The 16,929-nt window shown below is 73.7% G+C and carries 12 protein-coding genes; 6 read left to right on the top strand and 6 right to left on the bottom strand.

The genetic code is table 11. The features are described from left to right. Nucleotides 1–24 precede the first annotated feature (24 nt). Both ACFY4B_RS11915 and ACFY4B_RS11910 read right to left on the bottom strand, forming a co-directional pair. The gene (locus tag ACFY4B_RS11915; protein WP_387967474.1) at nt 25–813 is read right to left on the bottom strand and encodes a polysaccharide lyase; all 789 of its coding nucleotides are present in this window, start codon (nt 811–813) and stop codon (nt 25–27) included. A gap of 71 nt (nt 814–884) precedes the next feature. Beyond that, nucleotides 885–2,444 (bottom strand): DUF3604 domain-containing protein, encoded by a 1,560-nt coding sequence (locus ACFY4B_RS11910; protein WP_387967472.1) that lies wholly within the window; start codon nt 2,442–2,444, stop codon nt 885–887. Nucleotides 2,445–2,716: 272 nt separating this feature from the next. Here ACFY4B_RS11910 and ACFY4B_RS11905 point away from each other — a divergent pair, with 272 nt between their 5' ends. Beyond that, a complete protein-coding gene (locus ACFY4B_RS11905) occupies nt 2,717–3,736 on the top strand; it encodes a hypothetical protein (protein WP_387967470.1) in 1,020 nt (339 codons plus the stop codon). Between the two features lie 10 nt (nt 3,737–3,746). Here the strand turns inward: ACFY4B_RS11905 and ACFY4B_RS11900 are convergent, their stop codons facing one another. Further along, on the bottom strand, nt 3,747–4,658 hold the full coding sequence (locus ACFY4B_RS11900) for a LysR family transcriptional regulator (RefSeq protein ID WP_049651227.1): 912 nt from the start codon (nt 4,656–4,658) through the stop codon (nt 3,747–3,749). Nucleotides 4,659–4,960: 302 nt separating this feature from the next. Here ACFY4B_RS11900 and ACFY4B_RS11895 point away from each other — a divergent pair, with 302 nt between their 5' ends. The 4 genes from ACFY4B_RS11895 to ACFY4B_RS11880 all read left to right on the top strand — a co-directional run bounded on the left by ACFY4B_RS11895 (nt 4,961) and on the right by ACFY4B_RS11880 (nt 11,300). After that, nucleotides 4,961–6,406, top strand: a complete 1,446-nt coding sequence (locus ACFY4B_RS11895; RefSeq protein WP_387967468.1) for a hypothetical protein — start codon at nt 4,961–4,963, stop codon at nt 6,404–6,406. Between the two features lie 172 nt (nt 6,407–6,578). After that, complete coding sequence (locus ACFY4B_RS11890; protein ID WP_387967466.1) at nt 6,579–7,985, top strand: TolB family protein; 1,407 nt, start codon at nt 6,579–6,581, stop codon at nt 7,983–7,985. 163 nt (nt 7,986–8,148) lie between these two features. Next, nucleotides 8,149–9,531, top strand: a complete 1,383-nt coding sequence (locus tag ACFY4B_RS11885) for a TolB family protein (protein ID WP_387967464.1) — start codon at nt 8,149–8,151, stop codon at nt 9,529–9,531. A 152-nt stretch (nt 9,532–9,683) separates the two neighbouring features. Next, nucleotides 9,684–11,300 carry a TolB family protein gene (locus ACFY4B_RS11880; RefSeq protein WP_387967462.1) on the top strand — a complete coding sequence of 539 codons (1,617 nt, stop codon included), beginning with the start codon at nt 9,684–9,686 and terminating at the stop codon, nt 11,298–11,300. Between the two features lie 201 nt (nt 11,301–11,501). Here the strand turns inward: ACFY4B_RS11880 and ACFY4B_RS11875 are convergent, their stop codons facing one another. Then, complete coding sequence (locus ACFY4B_RS11875; RefSeq protein ID WP_049651232.1) at nt 11,502–12,695, bottom strand: glycine C-acetyltransferase; 1,194 nt, start codon at nt 12,693–12,695, stop codon at nt 11,502–11,504. Nucleotides 12,696–12,779: 84 nt separating this feature from the next. Further along, the gene (gene tdh / locus ACFY4B_RS11870; protein WP_049651233.1) at nt 12,780–13,808 is read right to left on the bottom strand and encodes an L-threonine 3-dehydrogenase; all 1,029 of its coding nucleotides are present in this window, start codon (nt 13,806–13,808) and stop codon (nt 12,780–12,782) included. 533 nt (nt 13,809–14,341) lie between these two features. Between tdh and ACFY4B_RS11865 the strand changes: the two genes are divergently transcribed. After that, nucleotides 14,342–15,799, top strand: a complete 1,458-nt coding sequence (locus tag ACFY4B_RS11865; RefSeq protein ID WP_387967459.1) for a serine hydrolase domain-containing protein — start codon at nt 14,342–14,344, stop codon at nt 15,797–15,799. Nucleotides 15,800–15,836: 37 nt separating this feature from the next. Here ACFY4B_RS11865 and ACFY4B_RS11860 read toward each other — a convergent pair whose 3' ends face one another. Then, nucleotides 15,837–16,925 (bottom strand): ATP-dependent DNA ligase, encoded by a 1,089-nt coding sequence (locus ACFY4B_RS11860; protein WP_387967457.1) that lies wholly within the window; start codon nt 16,923–16,925, stop codon nt 15,837–15,839. Nucleotides 16,926–16,929: the final 4 nt, after the last annotated feature.

Genomic DNA, 16,929 nt, shown 5'->3' with positions numbered 1-16,929 from the left:
GGGTCTCGGTCGGCGGGTGCGGTGTCAGTACCTGGTCACGACGACGCTGTCGCTCCAGGCCACCACGTCGGGGCCGCCGGTCGGGTAGGGGATGTTCTTGGCCGGGTTCCAGTTGGCCCGGTAGATGCCGGTCTTGAAGTACGGCGACTGGTTCTGGTGGTAGTTGTTGAGGCCGCTGTACGCGCCGACCTGCGCGCCGTCCCGGTAGACGGTGACGGCGCCGGGGGTGGTGTCGGTGGACCAGGTGATGTCGAAGGCCCACTGGTTCCAGTGGCCGAACTGCACGTCGCCGAGCGGGATCACCGCCTCCTGGACGGTGCTCGGGTCGGTCAGCCAGTGCACCTTGAGCCGCCAGCTGCCGTCCTTGACGGTCAGGGCGACCGGCGGCTTGGTGTCGCTGCCGTCGGCGAGCGGGTAGCCGTGCCACTGGGCGAGGATCGTCTCAGTGGACGTCCGCACCCAGTCGGCGGGCAGGTAGTCGGCGAGGGCGAAGCGGTAGCTGCCCCAGCCGAGGGAGTTGACGGCGACCTCGGAGCGGTAGGAGGCGCCGTCGTTCGGGACGCTGAAGCGGGCGGCCTGGCCGGTGCCTCCGGCGGGTGCGGGGGCCACGGTGATGCTGCCGTTGCCGTCGACGCGCTGACGGGTCCAGGCGGCGAGGGTGCCGGATTCGAAGTCGTCGGCGAAGACCTCGGTGGCGGCGGTCACGGCCGCGGGGGCGGGTGCGGGGGCGGCGGCGTGGGCGGGAGCGGCGGCGGTCACGGCCAGGGCGGCGGTGAGCACGGCGCCGGCGAGGCGGCCGGGGAGTCGGGACACGGGTTCTTCTCCATCTCGGGTTCGGGTACGGGCGACCGGTGGTCGGGGCCGGCTGACGGGATCAACCGGCCCTAGCGACAGGAGCCGGCCGGTCCCACCCAGGTCGGGCTGGACCAGGCCCACTGGTCGTTCACCTGTCGTACCCTCACGTGGTAGAAGTCCCCGTCGCCGCCGGGGCGTTCGTCGGTCAGCTCGAACTCGGCGGTGGTCTCCCGGTCGGGCACGGCCCGGTCGAAGCGGTAGGCGCCGGAGACGAACCCGCCGGTGAAGCCGGTCCGCGCGCCCGCCAGCAGCTCGCCGACGGCGTGGGCGGTCTCGACGCCGTTCACGACGGCGACCAGCCTGGTCCGCTCGTCGCCCTCGATCCGCAGCGAGAAGCCCTGGGTACTGTCGGTGGCGGTGTTGGGGTTGCCGTCGGTGACGGTCCGCAGCCGGACCTCCCCCGGCCCGGTGCGCTCCCAGTGGGACGGCCGGTAGGTGTCCGGCTCGGCTTCGGCCGGCGCGACCGTCTCCGGGCCGCGCAGCCGGGGCTGGACGTCCAGCAGCCGCCCGCCCTCGATCCGCAACTCCACGTCCCAGTGCACCGGTTCGCCGCGCCGGCCCCAGCCGACGGCGAAGCCCAGGGTGCCGGTGAAGGTGTCCTCGGCGGCGGCGCGGGCGAGCAGTTCGGGGCGGCTGACCCGGTGGACGGGGACGCCGTTGCGCAGCAGTTCGACGTGGTCGAGCGCGTCCCGGCCCTGGACGGTGACCTGGATCCGGCGCCGGTCGGCGGAGGGGGCCTCGGCGCCCATCGGGGCGCCGTTGACGGAGGTGGCGAGCAGGATGCGGTCGCCGGTGATCGCGTAGGTTCGGCGCTGCTGGACGGCGGTCCAGATCCCGTCGCGGGTCAGCTCCGGGGCCCAGACCGCGACCCGGCCGTGCCCGTGGCTGCCGGGGAAGGCGCTGTGGTGGTCGGTGGAGCCGATCAGCCCGAAGCGGTGGCCCAGCCGCAGGCCGTGGACGGCCGTCCCGGCGGCGGCGCGCGGGCCCATGGTGTGCAGGTAACCGCGCGGCGCCTCGTCGGACTCGGCGCAGCCGTGCATCGACACCATCTCCACCACCGGGGCGAACTCCTCGGTGTAGGAGGCCCAGTCGATGCCGCGGCGGGCCGGCCCGTAGCCGATGTGGTGCGGCAGGGCCCAGGTCCGTACGCCCTGGGCGGCGAGCTCCCGCAGCCGGGCGCGCAGTCGCTCCAGGTCCGCCGCCCGGATGATCTCGCCGCGCGGGCCGTCGAAGTACACGCAGTGGTCGCCGTAGGCGAGGCTGTGCCACTCGAAGGACTGGAAGGTGACGAAGCGGCCGTCCTCGTGGGCGGCGGCGGTGACGTCCTGGACGTGGTCCCAGAGCCGGGCCAGCCGGGCGAAGCCCTCGGTGTGGTAGTCGACCAGGCTGGCCAGTTCGGGGGTGCGCTCGGGCAGGTCGGGCCACCAGCCGTGGCCGGTGACGCTGGCGAAGTCGAGCTGGAGCCGGGCGTTGGCGTAGGCGTCCTCGATGCTCCCGTGGCCGTAGCTGATGCCGCAGTGGTTGTGGAGGTCGCCGACGTACAGGCCCAGACCGGCGTAGCCGGGCGCGTCGGTGGTGGGGGCGGTCATCGGGGCGGGGCTTCCTCGGGTCGGGGTCGGCGGTGTTTGATCGACTCTGAGAAGAAGCTAGCCGTGATCTCCGGGGGCCGGTCAAGGCCCAGCCGGTCGGTGTCGTGCGATCGCCATCGGGCGAAACATCGGCTTCACAGACATCCGGCAGGTGGGAGCGGGAAGACGCAGGCCAGCCGACCGGGTCCGGCCTACCGCAAGCCGCTCGGACTTTTGATCGATCTGATAGAAACTCTTCTCATCCCCTCCCGACCCCTTCGAAGGACGGTCCCGTGCCGCACCCCGCCGCTCTGCCCGCCGCGCCCGACCTGAGCACCTCCCACCTGGTCCGCGCCCCCGAGCGCGCCGAACCCGGCTACTGGGCCGGCTGCCCGGGCGTCCGGTACGAGCCGGACCGCGACCGCTTCCTGCTCACCTACCGCGAGCGCCGCCCGCGCGGCGCGGCGGGCGGGCCCGACCGCGGCTGGCGCTGCGCCGTCGCCGAGAGCACCGACGGCATCGCCTTCCGGGACCTGTGGTCCGTCCGGAGCGACGACCTGGGCTCCCCCTCGATGGAGCGCCTCGCCCTGCTGCGCCGCGACGGCGGCTACCTGCTCCACCTCAGCCACGTCGACCCGGCCGACAACCGCTGGCGCATCGACGCCCTGAGCGCCGACACCCCCGAGTCCTTCGACCTCGGCGCCCGCACCCCCGTCCTGACCGCCGCGACCACCGGCACCGAGGGCGTCAAGGACCCGTACCTGCTCGAAACCGACGCCGGCGTCCACCTGTTCGCCACCGTCTCCCGGGCCCGGCCGTTCACCCCCGAGGAACGGGCCCGCGCCCACGCGAGTGCCGACATCCACACCACCGGCCTCACCGTCCAGCCCACCGCCCTCGCGCTCTCCCCGGACGGGCTGCGCTTCACCGCCCCGCCCGGCCGCGCCGCCGAGGCCCTGGACGTCGGCCCGGCCGGCGCCTGGGACGGCTACGAGTCCCGGATCACCACCGTCCTCCCCGACGGCCGGGGCGGCTGGCTCGCGCTCTACGACGGCTCGGCGGACGCCGCCGGCAACTACGAGGAGCGCTGCGGCCTGGCCGCCTCCGCCGACCTGCGCGCCTGGCACCGCCTCACCCCGGACGGCCCCTGGCTGGACGTCCGGTACGCCGACCTCGTCTCGGCCCGCGGCCGCTGGTACCTCTACTACGAGCAGAGCCGCGCGGACGGCGCCCACGAACTGCGGGTGGCCGTCCTGGACGAGTTCGCCGGGGTCCGCCCCGACGGCGGCCCGGCGACGGCCCCCTGCGACTGAGACGCCCGGCTCACGCGCCCGCGGCGGCCGCCTCGGCGAGGGAGTCCAGCACCGGCCGGACCAGCGGGTGCCCGTCGGCGCCGGCCCGGACGGCGGCGAAGACCCGGCGGGTGGCGAGCTCGCTGTCCACCGGGCGGACCGCGACCTCGCCGAGGTCGACGCCGCGCAGCGCCGAGCGCGGCACCAGCGCCACCCCGAGGCCGGCCGAGGCGAGCGCGACCACGGCCCGGAAGTCGTCCGAGGAGTGCAGCAGCCGGGGCTGGAACCCGGCGTGCTCGCAGGCCAGCAGCACCACGTCGTGGCAGGGGTTGCCCGGGTACGGCCCGATCCACGGCTCGTCGGCCAGCGAGGCGACGGCCAGCGGGCCGGACTCGGCGGCCAGCCGGTGGCCGAGCGGCAGCACGGCCTCGAAGGGCTCGGCGTACAGCGGCACCCTGGTCAGCCGGGCGTCGTCGGCGCGCGGGGCGCCCCGGTACTCGACGGCCACCGCGAGGTCGGCCCGGCCGTCCAGCACCATCGGCAGGCTGGCGTCGCCCTCGGCGTCCAGCACCTTGAGCCGCACCCCGGGCGCGCGCCCGGCGAGCAGGCCGACGGCCGGGGCGAGCACGGAGGCGATGGCGGTCGCGAAGGAGGCGACCGTCACCTCCCCGGAGACGCCCGCGCTGTACGCGGCGAGGTCGGCCTCGGCGCGCTCCAGCTGGGCGAGCACCACGTCGGCGTGGCCGAGCAGGATCTCCCCGGCGGCGGTCAGCCGCACGCCCCGGCCCTCCCGGGCGAGCAGGTGGTGGCCGGTCTCCTGCTCCAGGGCGGCCAGCTGCTGGGAGACCGCGGAGGGGGTCAGGTAGAGGGCGGCCGCCGCGGCGGTCACGGTGCGGTGGTCCGCCACGGCCCGCAGGGTCCGCAGCCGTCGTGCGTCGATCACGGACCAATTCTGCCAGCGCGGCACGGCGCACCCGACCGCAGCACTGTTCCGCCGGGGCCGCCGACGGCCGCGCGGGCCGGTCAGGACGGCTCCCGAACGGCTCCCGTCCACCGACCATCCGCCCGTACGGCGGGACGGTTGTACCGGCGTGGGAGATTTCGGCCGGAGATACGACCGGTGAGGTATTTCCGGACGAGATCGCTCCTGTCCGTTGACCGGACACCCGCACGGCGCTTGGCTCTTCCCCAACCGGGCCACGGGGGTGTCGACGGCCCGGCACCGTCATCAGGGGAGGATGATCCATGACCACCGCACGCACCCGCCGCCGACTGGCCCGTACCGCCGCCGTCCTGGTGGCCGTGGCCGTGGCCGGCGCCGCGATGCCCGCCGCCGAGGCCCGCCCGCCCAAGGGCGACACCGCCCGGGTCAGCGAGGGTGCCAAGGGCGAGCCGCTGAACGGCACCTCCCTCGCGCTCGGGCTGAGCGGCGACGGCCGCTACGCCCTGTTCTCCTCGGCGGCGACCAACCTGCTGCCGGGCGGCGCCGGGGTCCTCGGCGACGTCTACGTGCGGGACCTGCGCAACGGCCACACCGAGCGGGTCAGCGTCGCCGACGACGGCTCCGCCCTGGACAACGGCAGCAACGACGCGGCGATCAGCGGCAACGGCCGGTACGTGGTGTTCAGCAGCTACGCCTCCAACGCGGTGCCCGGGCAGCCGAAGCACCCCTCGGACGTCTTCGTCCGGGACCGCTGGACCGGCCGCACCGAGCTGCTCTCCGCGGGCGACGGCGTCTCCGGCGCGGGCGACGACCAGAGCATCCGCAACGCCTTCAACGCCGCCATCAGCGCCGACGGCCGCTACGTGGTCTACTCCTCCGACCGCACCGACCTCGCCCCCGGCGTGCGCCGCGGCAAGTTCAACGTCTTCCTCGCCGACCGCTGGACCCACACCACCCGGGTGGTCAGCACCGGCGCGGACGGCACCCCGGCCGACAACAACTCCTTCCGCCCGACGATCAGCTCGGACGGCACCGTCATCGGCTTCACCTCGCGGGCCGGCAACCTGCTCCCGGCCGAGCAGACCCCGCCCGCGCTCGCCGCCGCTTCCGCCGCGGACCCCGCCGACGGCACGGACCTCGCCGAGGCCGCGCGGGCCCCGCGGACCGCCTCCGCCCGCGCCGAGCTGGCCGCCATCCGCGCCTACCCGTACTACGTCTGGGACGCCCGCACCGGGAAGATCACCGGCGCCAGCTACAACGAGGCCGGCGAGTTCGTCAACAGCGGCAACGACGGGCGGATCAGCCCCTCCGGCCGCTACGCGGCCTACACCGTCTTCGAGGAGGGCGGCCGCCCCGGCTCGCACGGCCGCCACCAGGACGTGTACGTCCGCGAGCTGGCCACCGGCACGACCACCAAGGTCAACAAGCCACTGTCCGGCACCACCCCGCGCGACTCCTCCTACGACCCGGTGATGCCGATGAACGACCGCTGGGTGTACTTCGTCTCCGACGTCGCCGACCTGGTGCCCGGCGACACCAACGAGCAGGCCGACGTCTTCCGCACCGACCTGCGCAGCGGGCACACCGAGCGGGTCTCCCTCGCCCACGACGGCTCCCAGAGCACCACCTCCGCCGCCTTCCCGCAGGTCGACGCCGACGACACGACGCTGCTGTTCAGCGCCCAGGACGGCAACCTGGCGCCCGTCGTCGACAGCGACCTCACGGACGTCTTCCGGCGCCGCCTGTGACACCCCGACTCCCTCGGTGACGCCCTGACTCCCTTGCCGGATACGCCCGTTGGCGTATTTCCCGGCGGGACCACCCCCGGCCGTTGACCACCGGCCCTCCCGACGGTTGGCTCTGCGAAAGCCCGCCGCCGGGAGGGAGCCCGGCCGGGCGATCCCAGGGGAGGAAGACCTCATGCCCACCGCACGCACCCGCAGGTGGCCGGCCCGGACCGCCGCCGTCCTGGCCGCCACCGCCCTGGCCGCCGGCGCCGCGCCGCCCGCCGCCGAGGCCAAGCCGCCCAAGGGCGACACCGCCCGGATCAGCGAGACCGCCAAGGGCGAGCAGCTCGACGGCCCCTCCAGGGCGCTCGGACTGAGCGAGGACGGCCGCTCCGCCCTGTTCACCTCCGCCGCGACCAACCTGCTGCCCGGAACAGGCACCCCCAACTCCGACGAGGTCTACGTCCGCAACCTGCGCAACGGCCACGTCGAGAAGGTCAGCGTCGCCGACGACGGCTCCCCGCTGAACGCCCCCACCACCGACGCCTCGATCAGCGCCGACAGCCGGTACGTGGCCTTCAGCACCACCGCCACCAACGTGGTGTCCGGCCAGCTGGCCCACCCCAGCGACGTCTTCGTCCGCGACCGCTGGACCGGCCACACCGAACTGGTCACCGCCGCCGCCCTGCCGGGCGCCGAGGACCAGAGCGGCTTCGGATCCACCAGCCCCAGCATCAGCCGGGACGGCCGCTACGTCGCCTACGTCTCCAACCGCTCCGACCTCGCCCCGGGCCCCGTGCGGCGCGGCAGGAACAACATCTACGTCACCGACCGCTGGACCCGCACCAGCCGCCTGGTCACCGTCGGCGCGGACGGCGAGCCCGCCAGCAACTACTCCCTCGATCCGATGATCAGCGCGGACGGCTCCGCCATCGCCTTCACCTCCCGGGCCGGCAACCTGCTCCCGGAGGCTCCGGCCGCCCCCGCCGGCCCCGGTTCCGACGAGACCGGCTCCGACGCCGGGTCTCCGGGAGTGACCGGCGGGCCCATGCACCACCCCTCCTACGTCTGGAAGGCCGCCACCGGCACGATCGTCGCCGGCAGCGTGGACGGCACCGGGCAGCTGAGCGGCAGCAGCGACGGCCGGATCAGCCCCGACGGCCGCTACGCCGTCTACAGCGTCGCCGTCTACGGCACCGGCCTGCCCGGCCACGGCGGCGTCCGGCTGGACGTGTACGTCCACGACCTGGCCACCGGCAAGGTCACCGAGGTCAGCGCCGGCCTGCCGGGCACCACGGCGAACGGGTCCTCCTCCGGCGCCGTCATGACGGCCGACGACCGCTGGGTCTACTTCGACTCCTCCGCCGGCAACCTGCTCCCCGACGACGTCAGGAACCAGAGCAGCGTCTACCGCCGCGACCTGTGGACCGGCCGGATCGAACGGGTCAGCCTCACCCGGGACGGCGCGCCGAGCACCTCCCCCTCCTACAGTCCGTCCGTGGACGCCACCGGAGACGCGGTGCTCTTCACCGCCGACGACGGCGACCTGGTCCCGGGGGACACCAACGCCGTCACGGACGCCTTCCTCCGTCGCCTGTGACGGCCTGACCGCCACTCATCTCCCTTATGGCATACGACCGGTGGCGTATTTCCGCCCGAGATCGCCGCCGGTCGTTGACCGATGATCCGTACGACGCTTGGCTCTCCTCAAACCGGGCCGCGGGGGTCGTGGGCCCGGGACCGCCACCAGGGGAGGACGATCCATGACGCACACACCCGCCCGACGCCGGCTCGCCCGCGCCGCCGCCGTGCTGGCCGCCACCGCCGTGGCCGCCGGCGCGGCGCTGCCCGCCGCCGAGGCCAAGCCGCCCAAGGGCGACACCGCCCGGATCAGCGAGACCGCCAAGGGCGAGCAGCTCAACGGGGACTCCGTCGCGCTCGGACTGAGCGAGGACGGCCGCTCCGCGCTCTTCACCTCGACCGCGACCAACCTGCTGCCGGAACCCGGCACCCCGAACTCCGACGAGGTCTACGTCCGCGACCTGCGCAACGGGCACGTCGAGAAGGTCAGCGTCGCCGACGACGGCTCCCGGCTGAACGCGCCCACCAGCGAGGCCTCGATCAGCGCCGACGGCCGGTACGTGGCCTTCAGCACCAGCGCCACCAACGTGGTGCCGGGCCAGGTGGTGCGCAGCAGCGACGTCTTCGTCCGCGACCGCTGGACCGGGCACACCGAGCCGGTCGGCCCGGGCGGCTCCCCCGACGGCGCGTTCTCCGCCGAGCCCTCGCTGAGCCGGGACGGCCGCTACATCGCCTACACCTCCAACCGCACCGACCTCGCCCCGGGCTCGAATCCGCGCTACTTCAGCGTCCTCGTCACCGACCGCTGGACCGGCACCACCCGGGTGGTCACCACCGGCGCGGACGGTGAGGCCCCCAACAACTCCTCCTACGGTGTGACGATCAGCGCGGACGGCTCCACCGTCGGCTTCAGCTCCCGGGCCGGCAACCTGCTCCCGCAGGACCCGGCCGCCACCGAACCGGGCGCCGGCACCGACGGCACCGACGCCGGTGCGCCCGGACTGGCCAAGCCCCGCTTCTACCCCTACTTCGTCTGGAAGGCCGACACCGGCAAGGTCTCCGGCGCCAGCGTGGACGACCAGGGCTACCTGCGCGGCACCAGCATCGGCCCCCGGCTCAGCCCGGACGGCCGCTACGCCCTCTTCGGCCTGCCGGTCCACATCGGCCGGCCCGGTTCCTACCGCTACCGGATGGACCTGTACGCCCGGGAGCTGGCCACCGGCAAACTGACCTGGCTCAACGCCTTCCTGCCCGGCACCACGACCACCGAGGGCGCCCACTACCCCGCCATGACCTTCGACGGCCGCTGGGTCTACTTCGACTCCAGCGCCGACAACCTCGTCCCCGGCGACACCAACGGCGTCAGCGACATCTTCCGCCGCGACCTGAGGACCGGGGCGATCGAACGGGTCAGCCTCACCCGGGACGGCGGGCAGAGCACCACCGGCTCCACGGCCCCGTTCGTCGACTTCGCCGGCGACACGGTGCTCTTCACCGCCGGTGACGGCAACCTGGTGCCGGGCGACACCAACGGCGCCGCGGACGTCTTCCTGCGCCGCCCCTGATGGCCTGATTCCCTTGCGGCATACGTCTGTTGACGTATTTTCGGCCGAGATCACCCGAGGACGTTGACCCCCCTGCCCTCCCGACGGTTGGCTCTGCGAAAGCCCGCCGCCGGGAGGGAGCCCGGCCGGGTGATCAGAGGGGGGAAGACCTCATGTCCCGTACCACCCGGACGACCCGCAACCGGTGGCTGGCCGGTGGCGGCGGCATCCTGGCCGCGGCCGCCGTGCTCGCCGTCACCGCCGCCCCGGCCCAGGCCGCCCCACTACCGCGCGGCACCACCCAGGTCAGCGTCGGGCCGAACGGCGCGGCGCCCGACAACCTGTCGACCACCCAGGGCATCAGCGCGAACGGCCGCTACGCCCTGTTCACCTCCCGGGCCACGAACCTGCTGCCCAACCCCCCGGTGGGCTGGAGCAACGCCTATGTGAAGGACCTGCGCACCGGCCGCCTCGAACAGGTCAACCTGTCCGACGCGGGCGGGGCGCTGAGCGGCTCGACCGACCAGGCCGGGATCAGCGCCGACGGCCGCTACGTCGTCTTCGACAGCGAGGACGAGAACGTGGCGCCCGGCGCGCAGGTCAAGAACCGCACCGAGGTGTACATCAGGGACCGCAGGACCGGCCGCACCGAGCTGGTCAGCGACAGCCCCACCAACACCGACGCCGACCAGTACCACGGCTCGTACAACGCGCAGGTCAGCGGCAACGGCCGGTACGTGGTCTTCGTGTCCTCCCGGAAGGACCTGGACCCGACCGTCGTGGAGCCGGAGCCGGAGCCCGGCTCCGGCACCGCCCCCTCGCTCGCCAGGCCCTACACCTGGAAGATCAACGTCTACCTCACCGACCGCTGGACCCACACCACCCGGCTGGTCACCCGCGACGTGCACGGCAAGCCGGGCGAGAGCACCTCCTTCCGGCCGACGATCAGCGCGGACGGCCGCACCATCGGCTTCGGCTCCATCTCCAACCTGCTGCCGGACGAGCAGGCGCCCGGACTCGCCGCCGCGACCACCGCCTCGGCCGCCGCTCCCGCCGACGTGGACCTCACCCCGAGCGCCGCCGAGGCCGCACGCCAGAACGTCCCGCAGAACGCGGCGCAGCCGACCCTGGCCCGTCCGAACGCCGCTCCCTACTACACCTACGACGTACGGTCCGGGAAGATCACGGCGGTGAGCGCGGGCCTCGACGGCCAGATCGGCAGCGCCAGCTTCGAGGCGACGATCAGCCCCGACGGACGGCACGCGGTCTACACCCTGGCCGAGCCCGGCGGCTCGACCGGCGGCCATCGCTCCCACACCGTGCTCTACGTCCGGGACCTCAAGAAGGGCACCGTGACGAAGGTCAGCGGCGGCCTGCCGGGGACCAGCTCGGTCGGCTCCTCCGACCACGGCTCGATCACCGCCGACAACCGCTGGATCTACTTCGAGTCCGCCGCCGACAACCTGGTGGCCGGCCCGCAGCACCCGGGCTGGGACGTCTACCGCCAGGACCTGCGCACCGGCCGCACCGAGCGGGTCTCCACCGCGCCGGACGGCTCGTTCGGCAACGGCTCGTCGCGGGACCCGGTCGTGGCCGCCTCGGGCCGGACCGTGCTGTTCGACTCGACCAGCGGCAACCTGGTCGCCGGCGCCGACGGCCCGGCGGCGGAGGAGAACACCCAGGTGTTCGCCAAGCCCGCGGGCCGCCACCAGGGCCTCGACGCCGCCCAGGACGACGACGGCCAGGGCGACGACCAGGGTGACGGTCAGGGCGAGGGCTGGGACGACTGACCGGCCACTGCCCGAAAACCGCGACGGGGGCGGGACGTCGGCTGGGCCGGCGTCCCGCCCCCGCAGCGGGAGGGTGGGGCAGGTGGTCTCTGGTCCCTACGGCACGGGGCGGATCGATTCGCCTGCGCCGCACGGCGGTTGGTGAGCCCGTGGGCCGGTCCGATTCCGAGCGGTCCGGCCCACGGGCGGCCTGGGTGGAGGTCAGTCCTCCAGGGCGGCGCGCGCGTCCACGAAGGCCGCGACGGCGCGCTCGACGTCCTCGGTGGAGTGCGCCGCGGACAGCTGCACCCGGATCCGGGCCTGGCCGTGCGGCACCACCGGGAAGGAGAAGCCGATCACGTACACGCCGCGCTCCAGCAGCAGCTCGGCGAGCCGGCCGGCCTTGGCCGCGTCGCCGATCATCACCGGGGCGATCGGGTGGTCGCCGGGCAGGATCTCGAACCCGGCCTCGGTCATCTTCGCCCGGAACAGCGCGGTGTTGGCCGCCAGCCGCTCGCGCAGCTCGGTGGACTTCTCGACCAGGTCGAGCACCTTGAGCGAGGCGGCCGCGATCACCGGGGCCAGCGAGTTGGAGAACAGGTACGGGCGGGAGCGCTGGCGCAGCAGGGCGACGATCTCCCGGCGGGCGGCGACGTAGCCGCCGGAGGCGCCGCCGAGCGCCTTGCCGAGGGTGCCGGTGATGATGTCGACGCGGTCCGTCACGCCGTGCAGCTCGGGGGTGCCGCGGCCGTTCGGGCCGACGAAGCCGACGGCGTGCGAGTCGTCCACCATGACCATGGCGTCGTAGCGGTCGGCCAGGTCGCAGATCTCGCGCAGCGGGGCGACGTAGCCGTCCATCGAGAACACGCCGTCGGTGACGATCAGGCGGCGGCGCGCGTCCTGGGTGTCCTGGAGCTGCTTCTCCAGGTCGGCCAGGTCACGGTTGGCGTACCGGTGGCGGCGGGCCTTGCTGAGCCGGATGCCGTCGATGATGCTGGCGTGGTTCAGCGCGTCGGAGATGACGGCGTCCCGGTCGTCCAGCAGGGTCTCGAAGACACCACCGTTGGCGTCGAAGCAGGAGGAGTAGAGGATCGTGTCCTCCTGGCCGAGGAACGCCGAGAGGCGGTCCTCCAGCTCCTTGTGGACGTCCTGGGTGCCGCAGATGAAGCGGACCGAGGCCATCCCGTAGCCCCAGCGGTCTAGGGCGTCCTTGGCGGCGGAGAGCACCTCGGGGTGGTCGGCCAGGCCGAGGTAGTTGTTGGCGCAGAAGTTCAGCACCTCGCCGGGCAGGCCGCCGGCGGTCACGGTGACGGCGGCGCTCTGCGGGGTGCCGATCACCCGCTCGGGCTTGAACAGCCCGGCCTCGCGGATCTCGTCCAGGGTGGCGGCGACGTCGGCACGCACGTTGTCGAACACTGCGGTCTCCTCAATCAGTTCGGCGGGGCGGTTCGGCGGGTTCGGCGGGTTCGGCGGGGGAGCTTCGGCGGGGCTGAGCCGGGCTCAGGCGGTCCAGTCGAGGATGATCTTGCCGCAGTTGCCGCTCGCGGCGTCGTCGAAGGCGGCCTCGAAGTCGGTGGCGGCGTAGCGGCCGGTGATCACCGGGGCGAGGTCCAGGCCGCCCTCCAGCAGCACGGACATCGCGTACCAGGTCTCGAACATCTCCCGGCCGTAGATGCCCTTGATGGTGATCATCGAGGTGACGATCGAGGCCCAGTCCACCGGGAACTGCTCGGCGGGCAGGCCGAGCATGGCGATCTTCCCGCCGTGGGTCATGTTGGCGATCATCGACTGCATCGCCTCGGGGCGGCCGGACATCTCCAGGCCGACGTCGAAGCCCTCGCGCAGGCCGAGCTTCTGCTGGCCCTCCTCGATGGTGTGCTGCGAGACGTCCAGCGCCAGCGTCACGCCGACCTTGCGGGCCAGGTCGAGGCGGTAGGGGGAGACGTCGGTGATCATCACATTGCGGGCGCCGGCGTGCTTGGCGACGGCGGCGGCCATGATGCCGATCGGGCCGGCGCCGGTGACCAGCACGTCCTCGCCGACCAGCGGGAAGGACAGCGCGGTGTGCACGGCGTTGCCGAACGGGTCGAAGATCGCGGCCACGTCCAGGTCGACCGGCACCCGGTGCACCCACACGTTGGAGGCGGGCAGCGCCACGTACTCGGCGAACGCGCCGTCCCGGTTCACGCCCAGGCCGACGGTGTTGCGGCACAGGTGGCGGCGGCCGGCCTGGCAGTTGCGGCACTTGCCGCAGACCAGGTGGCCCTCGCCGCTGACCAGGTCGCCGACCGCGATGTCCGTGACACCGGCACCCAGCTCGGCGACCTCGCCGACGAACTCGTGGCCGAGCACCAGCGGGGTCCTGATGGTCTGCTGCGCCCAGCCGTCCCACTTGCGGATGTGCAGGTCGGTGCCGCAGATGCCGGTCCGCAGCACCTTGATCAGCACCTCGCCGGGGCCGATCTCGGGCATGGGGACGTCCATCAGCCAGAGCCCGGGCTCGGCCTGCTGCTTGACGAGTGCCTTCACGGCGGCTCCTGACGTGCGGGTGGGACGGCCTGCGGGTACGGGGGCAGGCCGAGGAGGCCCGGTTCGGCCGCTCCTGGCGGACGCGCTCCGGGCAGGCAGAAATCTGCCTGGTCGGAGGGGGTGCGGTCCATCGAGGAATTCTTAAGGGCGGCCACAGCTGGGCTGAACGATCGTGCCCGAGCGGTGGTCGGCGGCGGGTGCGCGAGCGGGCGCGGCGTGCCGGTGCTCACCCGTCCGGCCGAGCGCGGGCCCGGCGCCCCGACCCCGCGCGGCGGCCGGCCGGCCGACCCACCCCGGGCCGGTACTCGACCCTTGGAGTGGACGACCACCGGCCGCCAGCCGGGCGGGGCACTCGGCTGACGGTGCTCCCGTTCGGTCCAGTCGGCCGCCGACCCGCGCGCGGCGGTACGAGGCGGGTGCTTACGGTGACGACGTTCCCCCACGGCCCCGTGGAGCAGCGCTCCGGCCCGGCCGAGCCGCGCTCCGGGGCCCTTCGCCACGGGGCCGTCCGCCCCAGAGAGGCGCCTGCGCCGATGACCGACACCCGACGGCCGCGACCGTCCGTTCCCCGCTCCGTTCGCGTCCCCCGCTCCGTCCGGGCGGCCTCCGCCGTGCGGGTGGCCTCCGCCGCCCTCGCGCTGACCGGCCTGCTCGCCGTCTCCGCCTGCTCCGGGGAGTCGAAGCCCGCACGGCAGGCCGGTCCGGCGGTGACCGCCGAACCGGCCGCGCTCAGCCCGTCCGCCACGCCGGGCGGCAGCCCCTCCGGCGGGGTGGTGCCGCTCACCACGGCCGTCACGACCCAGCTGGACGACGCGATCAAGCAGGTGATGAGCCAGGTCGCCATCCCCGGGGTGATCGTCGACTACGCCACCCCCGACGGCAGTTACCAGCGCGCCTTCGGCGTCGCCGACAAGGACGCGGGGACGCCGATGACCCCCGACCTGTACATGCGGATCGGCAGCGTCACCAAGACCTTCACCACCACCGCCGTCCTGCGGCTGGTGGACCAGGGCAAGCTGGGCCTGGACGACCCGGTCTCCAAGTACGTCCCGAACGTGCCCGGCGGCGACGGCATCACCCTGCGCCAGCTCGGCGACATGCGCAGCGGCCTGTTCAACTACACCCTGGACTCCGACTTCCAGCAGGCCTTCTTCAACGACCCGAGCCGCCCCTTCACCCCGGACCAGCTGCTCGCGTACGCGTTCAAGCACCCGGCGAACTTCCAGCCGGACGCCCAGTTCGAGTACTCCAACACCAACCTGATCGTGCTCGGCCTGGTCGTCGAGAAGGTCGGCGGGCAGCCGCTCCAGGACTTCCTGAACCAGCAGGTGTTCACCCCCGCCGGGCTCACCAAGACCAGCCTGCCGACCGACGCCGCCTTCCCCGACCCGCACGCCCACGGCTACACCAACCAGACGCTCACCGGCGCGGTCGAGGACGCCACCACCTGGAACCCGTCCTGGGGCTGGGCGGCCGGCGCCGCCATCTCCACCATCGCCGACTTCCGGACCTGGTCGAAGGTGCTGGCCACCGGCGAACCGCTGCTCAAGCCCGCCACCCAGGCGGAGCGGCTGAAGACCAAGGCCACCGGACCGACCCCTGACCTCGGCTACGGCTTCGGGGTGTTCACCACCCACGGGTGGATCGGCCACAACGGCTCGCTGCCCGGGTACGAGAGCGTGGTGCTCTACCTGCCGCAGGCGCAGGCCAGCCTGTCCATCATGCTCAACACCGACATCCTGCACGACGGTTCGGAGCCCTCGACGTTCGTGGCACGGGCGATCACCCAGATCGTCTCGCCGAACAACGTCTACACGCTGCCCACCCCGCCCGCCTCGGGCTCGGCCTCCGCGTCCGCGTCTCCCACCGCCTCCCCCACCGCTTCGCCCTCGGTTTCCCCCACGGCCTCCCCGACCGCCTCCCCCACGGCCTCGCCGTCCCCGACGGCCTCGCCCACCGCGGGCGCCACCGCCACGCTGCACATCTCCTGACCCACCCGCTCGGACCGCACGGGAGGCCCGACCCGGCTCACCGGGTCGGGCCTCCGTCACGTCCTCGGATCCCCAGCACCCTGCCGAGGTCGTACGAGACCGGCTCCTCCAGCTGCGCATAGGTGCAGCTCTCCGGCGTGCGGTCCGGGCGCCAGCGGCGGAACTGCGCGGTGTGCCGGAACCGGGTGCCCTCCATGTGGTCGTACGCGACCTCGACCACCCGCTCGGGGCGCAGCGCGATCCAGGAGAGGTCCTTGCCGCCGGTCCAGCGGCTGACCGCGCCGGGCAGCCGGCCCTCGGCGTGCGCGGCCTCGTCCGCCCAGCCGCCCCACGGGTGTCGGGACAGGTCGTCCATCCGCAACGGGGCCAGTTCCTCGGCGAGTTCGCGGCGGCGGGCCATCGGGAAGGCGGCGCAGACGCCGACGTGCTGCAGCCTGCCGCTGTCGTCGAAGATGCCGAGCAGCAGCGAGCCGACCACCGGGCCGCTCTTGTGCTCGCGGTAGCCGGCCACCACGCAGTCGGCGGTGCGCTCGTGCTTGATCTTGTACATGCTCCGCTCCCCCGGCCGGTACGGCTGGTCCAGCGGCTTGGCGACCACCCCGTCCAGCCCGGCGCCCTCGAACTCGGCGAACCAGGTCCGGGCGAGGTCGAGGTCGGTGGCGGCGGGGGCGGTGAACACCGGGTCGGCGGCGTCGGCGAGCGCGGCCTCCAGGGCCGGGCGGCGCACCGACAGCGGCTCGTCCACCAGGCTCTCGTCCCCGAGGGCGAGCAGGTCGAAGGCGACGAAGGAGGCCGGGGTCCGCTCGGCGAGCAGCTTCACCCGGCTCGCGGCCGGGTGGATGCGCTCCAGCAGCTCCTCGAAGCGCAGCCGGCCGTCCCGGGCGATCACCACCTCGCCGTCCAGCACGCAGCGCGGCGGCAGCTCCCGCCGGAACGCCTCGACCAGCTCGGGGAAGTACCTGGTCAGCGGCTTGCCGGTACGGCTGCCGAGCTCCACCTCGTCGCCGTCGCGGAACACGATCGAACGAAAGCCGTCCCACTTGGCCTCGTACTGCATCCCGGGCGGGATCTTGGCCACCGACTTGGCGAGCATCGGCGCCACCGGTGGCATCACGGGCAGGTCCATGCGA

Origin of the sequence: Kitasatospora sp. NPDC001261 (genome assembly GCF_042896795.1) — a bacterium.
Taxonomy (GTDB): Bacteria; Actinomycetota; Actinomycetes; order Streptomycetales; family Streptomycetaceae; genus Kitasatospora.
This window is presented reverse-complemented; position numbering and strand designations above follow the sequence as displayed.